We start from the raw sequence: 4,409 nt of genomic DNA, 5'->3' as shown, positions 1-4,409 counted from the left end.
GCATTACCCGCGGACTGTAAGTCTTTCAGGATGGTCTCGTAAATTTCACCGAAGGCGTGGCGCTCTTTGTACTCGGTAAAATCAACCGACTCGTCAATCTCGTTGATGACTTGACGAAGTAGAATCCCATCCTTCATGTAGTTGTTGGCGTCAGTAAAAGCAGCCTTGACGACGACGTGTCGCAAAGGCGCATCAGGTGCAAGCTCAAGACTCTCAAGAGTCTTGAATAGATCATTGTTCACAAAGTCGAGAAGCTCATCGCCAGTAAGCGCCTTGCCGTCTTTCGCATCGTGCGCCCAGCTATACCAGCGCAGGCGCTCGGGGATGATGGACTGATAGGAGTCATCGTGAAACTCCCACTCCTGCTCCTTGGCATCGTAAATCTTGAGGAAGAAAAGCCAAGTCATCTGCTCAATGCGCTGCGCATCGCCATTGATGCCGGCGTCTTTGCGCATGATGTTCTGCAGGGTCTTTACGAGAGATCCCAGTGCCATTTGCTATCGTTACCTTTCTCTATGCGATGTAGAGCTCGTCCTCGAGCATCTGCGCTGCCTGAATGTACTGTTGTTTGCCGCCGAATGCGGCGACGATCTTCATTGGGCTGCCAAACCGACGGAATTCCTCGAGGTCGAGGACGTGGGTGTCGTCCAAGTCTACGAGGTTCGACGTCGCATATTTGTCGAGAAGCGCTTCAAGGACCTCACGCGCGACGCCGGCATACTCATAGAGCACGCCCTTTTTCTTGACACTATTGGCTCTCTCGCTGCGCGTAAGAGGTCTCTGGTCGTAAGCAATGTGGCAAATGAGGTCAAAGTCGCTCATTTGCTCCTGTCCAGTCTCGAGCCGCAGCTCATCCAGGAATACGCCACGCGCGCGCAGCTCATCGATAATCGCTTGTTTCTTATGTTCAGAGTTCCACGCCGCTAGGAAGTGGTCAAGAGTGTCGTATTCGCCGAGAATGTTTTTTCGCGTATAGTCCTTAAGGCTCTCAGTTACAAGAAGGCCATCGGAGGAGTAATACTGCACCATCTCCGACACTACATAGACGTCGGCCCCATGAACGTGATATTTCACATGGGAGGACGGATCGTCCGGCGGTAATACGGGTGGGTCTACGATTGGAGGCGGAGGCGGGACGGGGCTGCCGCCATTGCCGCCGGGACCCGGGTCCGCAATGGGGTCACCCGGATTAGGCTCAAACACAACAACAGGCTCACCATCGAACTCGGGATCTGCGAACAAACGCGATGCGTCACGAAAATCGAGGATAGTGAAATAGAGTTTGTCGTAGTCCTCACAGATACGGGTTCCGCGGCCGATAATCTGCTTGAACTCCGTCATTCCGTGCTCACCGAACTTGTTGTCGAGCACGACTACCTTACACGTCTTGCAATTAACGCCAGTGGTGAGAAGCTTCGAAGTCGTAACGATGGTCGGGTATTTCTCGTCGGGGTCGATGAAGTTATCTAACTGAGCCTTACCTTCCCTGTCGTCACCCGTAATCTTCATGATGTAGGTGGGGTGATCTCTTACGATATCGGCGTTCTCGTTTACAAGGGCACGTCGCATGTTTTCGGCATGCTCGATGTCAACGCAAAAGACTATGGTCTTGGAGTAACGATCCGTCTCCTTTAGAAATTGAGTTATCCGCTTGGCAACTTCCTCGTAGCGCTCTTTGATGACGATCTCGCTGTCGAAGTCCTGCTTCTCGAAAACACGTTTGGGCAGAGCTTCGCCGCGATCATCCACGGTGCCTTCCTCAGTACGGTATCCGTAAATGTCGACGTTCAGCTTAGGGCGAATAACTTTATACGGGGCAAGAAAGCCATCCTCGATACCCTGTTTAAGGGAGTAGGTATAGACAGGTTCGCCGAAGTAGGTAATGTTTGAAACCTCTTCAGTCTCCTTTGGCGTGGCCGTCATTCCGATTTGAATTGCGCAATTGAAATACTCGAGTACTTTACGCCATGCGGAGTCCGCCGCGGCGCTTCCGCGATGGCACTCGTCTACGATAATCAAATCGAAGAATTCCGAGTCGAACTCGCGGAATATTTCTTCACCGTTTTCTCCAACAAGCTGTTGGTAGAGCGAGAAATAGACCTCGTAAGCAGAATCGAGCTTTCGACCTACGACCTTGGTTGTAACCCTCTTGAGAGGCTTGAAATCGCCGTCTATAGTCTGATCGACGAGAATATTGCGGTCCGCCAGATAGAGAACCTTATGAACCTCGGTAGTCTGTCGCAAGCGATGAACGATTTGAAAAGCCGTAAAAGTCTTTCCCGTTCCCGTTGCCATAACGAGCAAGATGCGATTCTTACCTCGCGCAATAGCTTCAAGCGTACGATTGATGGCGATGCACTGATAGTAGCGAGGATGATTGCCGCCGTGCTCCTGGTAATACGGAGCGGTCACAATCTCCTGGCTATACGGATGTTCAAGCCCCTTAGCTTTTGAGTATCGTGTCCAAAGTTCCGCCGGAGCGGGAAACTCGTCCATGGCAAGAGTGCGCTCTTTCCCGGTAAGAAAATCGTGCTCAACAAAACCCTTTCCGTTTGAGCTGTACGCAAACGGAATATCGAGCAGCTGGGCATATCCCATCCCCTGTTGGAGACCGGCATCAACGGTGTGCTCCGTATCCTTAGCCTCGACGATTGCGATAGGGATGCCCGGAGCATACATCAGAAGGTAGTCAGCCTTCTTCTTGTCTTTACGGGTGACCATACTTCCGCGCACAACGATCTCGCCACTGGTAAAGAAATACTCAGTGAAGACTTGGGTATTGCGATCCCACGACTCCATAATCGCAGGATCAATGAGTTTAAGCCGTGTGTCAGACTCGTTCATACGTCTCGGAACCCCTCATTGCGCAAAGCGACAGCTATTGATGTTGAGTTGATTAATTTTATCATCACTATGCAATCTAGCAGCCGCTTTATACGAAATGAGACGAAGTAAAGTCAGCCCCGTGAGAAAGCTCCAAAGAAAGCAAAATGAGCCCCGTTGACTTGAGTCAGAGGTCATTCCCGGAGCCCCGCCTACCTCCCCTCCGCCTTCAGCTTCAGCAGCAGATCGCTCAGCTCGGGGCACCTGCTGGAGAGGCGCGTCTGGGCTCGCTCGCCCATCCCCCACCGCTGGCGGATCTCCTGGGCGCGCGGGCTCACGTGATAGTTCCCGTCCATCACCTGCTTGAGCAACTTGGCGGTCACGCGCGCATCGGCTAAGGCGCTGTGGGCGTGGCCCGTCGACTCGTCGAACTCGATGCCAAACCACGTCGCCGCGTCACTCAAAGAGACACACCCGTGGCTGCCCACATCCATGATCGAGGTGTAAAACGCCTGCAGGTCGGCCCAGTCCGTAGGAAATGCGGAAAGGTCGATGCGCTTTGCCTGGCACTCGGTCAAAAGCTGTCGACGATCCGCTCCGCTCCAGCAAACTATCTGGGCGGAGTAGCGACCGATCCAATCGCTGAGCCTTTTGATCACCACACAGAGCGGATCGGCCATCGCGGTGTCCACGGCTGATATCCCCGTAAGCTCGCGGACAGGGAACGCAACGCCTTCGGTAAATTCCGTCTGCACAAACTGCGAGAGCTCGCCCATAACGTTGCCGTGATAGTCGAGCTTGACGGCGCCGACCTCGATAATCTCGTTGCGCAGCCCACGGCGCTGGCGCTGCTTTGGCACCGGCGCAAACTCAAAGTCCAGCACGATCTGGCGCGCAAAGTTCGTCGTATCGATAGCCGAGATACACGGCGTCTTTTCAGCTGACACGATTAGGGCCTTTCTCCGTCAACTGCCGCTTGTTACATAAGCGGCTACATTGCCGTAAGGATAGGCGCCCGTGCGGACACAAAAGCGGGGTGCAACGCCATGCGCCGGTCGCACGCCATGCAGACCGCCCCAAGAGAGTCGCCCGCTCTATTCAAATGCATGGAAAAGATTTAGGCCCGGTGACTTGAATCAGCGGTCATCCCGAGCCCATCAATATGCAGTGTACCTACAGAGGGCTGGTTAATCAAACGGGCTTTCGGTGACGAAGACCTGCGCGTCTATCCCCAATCGCCCAGCGTCGTCTTCTGCCGCCCTTACGAAAGGCTGCTATTCGAGGGAATCACGTTGCTGTTATTATCGAACATATATTCGTATTTATGACCGCGCTTTGATAGAATGGCAGTTGTTGACGGCAGTTCCATGTGCCGGGCAGCGCCCTCCATGCGACGGGAGGTGATGCCCATGACCGATCTGATTGATTTCGTGAAGCTCCTGACCGCTTTGGTCTCGCTCCTCACGGCGCTTATCGGACTTTCCGAGGCACTTAAGCAGCGTACGAAGCAAGACGATATGAGAAAGCCATTTGGGTCGCCTCCCCCGCGGCGCAGCTTCTTTCCGCGGGCTCGGGATGCCACAATG

At 53.8% G+C, this 4,409-nt stretch carries 3 protein-coding genes; all 3 read right to left on the bottom strand.

From position 1 onward, the window contains the following. A partial coding sequence (locus AB5164_RS09780) for a type I restriction-modification system subunit M N-terminal domain-containing protein (RefSeq protein ID WP_368148056.1) occupies nt 1–494 on the bottom strand: 494 nt, incomplete at its 3' end. Nucleotides 495–513: 19 nt separating this feature from the next. Then, on the bottom strand, nt 514–2,844 hold the full coding sequence (gene hsdR, locus AB5164_RS09775) for an EcoAI/FtnUII family type I restriction enzme subunit R (RefSeq protein WP_368143259.1): 2,331 nt from the start codon (nt 2,842–2,844) through the stop codon (nt 514–516). A gap of 191 nt (nt 2,845–3,035) precedes the next feature. Beyond that, nucleotides 3,036–3,770: a 3'-5' exonuclease gene (locus tag AB5164_RS09770; RefSeq protein ID WP_368143260.1), complete on the bottom strand. Its 735-nt coding sequence runs from the start codon at nt 3,768–3,770 to the stop codon at nt 3,036–3,038. Nucleotides 3,771–4,409 lie beyond the last annotated feature (639 nt).

Origin of the sequence: Collinsella aerofaciens, from assembly GCF_040915425.1 — a bacterium.
Taxonomy (GTDB): domain Bacteria; phylum Actinomycetota; class Coriobacteriia; order Coriobacteriales; family Coriobacteriaceae; genus Collinsella; species Collinsella aerofaciens_BW.
Note: the sequence above shows the minus strand (reverse complement) of the source record. Positions and strands in the feature narration are given on the sequence as shown.